At 64.9% G+C, this 533-nt stretch carries 1 pseudogene; it reads right to left on the bottom strand.

Going from position 1 to position 533, the window contains the following annotated elements:
• Window positions 1-133: 133 nt before the first annotated feature.
• A pseudogene (locus BN2476_RS45220) lies at window positions 134-533 on the bottom strand (iron-containing alcohol dehydrogenase); the annotation flags it as partial.

Raw genomic sequence — 533 nt, 5'->3', positions numbered from 1 at the left:
TTGCCACGAGGTTCGGTGCGAAGAACCAGTTAGGCTCGACCACAGGTATTCGCACGCACTTCCAGGCTTTCAGGTATTGATCCGCAGTTGCGCAGACGGCACGCAGACAGGGCGCCGTCTCCCACCTGCTACTTCAAAACGCCGCGATATAGATCCCCAGCGCATCGGCCTCGCTAACCGGCCGTGGATTGTTCACCAGCAGCCGCGTCTGCAACATCGCATCGCTCGCCATGCGCGCGAGGCCATCGCGTGCGATACCCACGTCGCGTAGCCGCGCCGGAATCCCGGTCGCCGCGATCATCTGTTCGAGGCGGGCGATCAGCGCCTGCGTCTTGCTCGCGTCGCTGCCTGTCGCGTCCGGCACGATCACGTCTGCGAGTTCGGCGTACAGGTGCGCCGCTGCCTCGGCGTTAAAGCGCAGCACGTGCGGCAGCACGAGCGCGTTCGACAGTCCGTGCGGAACATGAAAAATGCCGCCAACCGGATAGGCGAGCGCGTGCACCGCAGCCACGGGCGCATTCGCGAACGCCTGC

This window comes from Paraburkholderia piptadeniae (genome assembly GCF_900007165.1).
In the GTDB taxonomy this organism is placed as follows: Bacteria; Pseudomonadota; Gammaproteobacteria; order Burkholderiales; family Burkholderiaceae; genus Paraburkholderia; species Paraburkholderia piptadeniae.
This window is presented reverse-complemented; position numbering and strand designations above follow the sequence as displayed.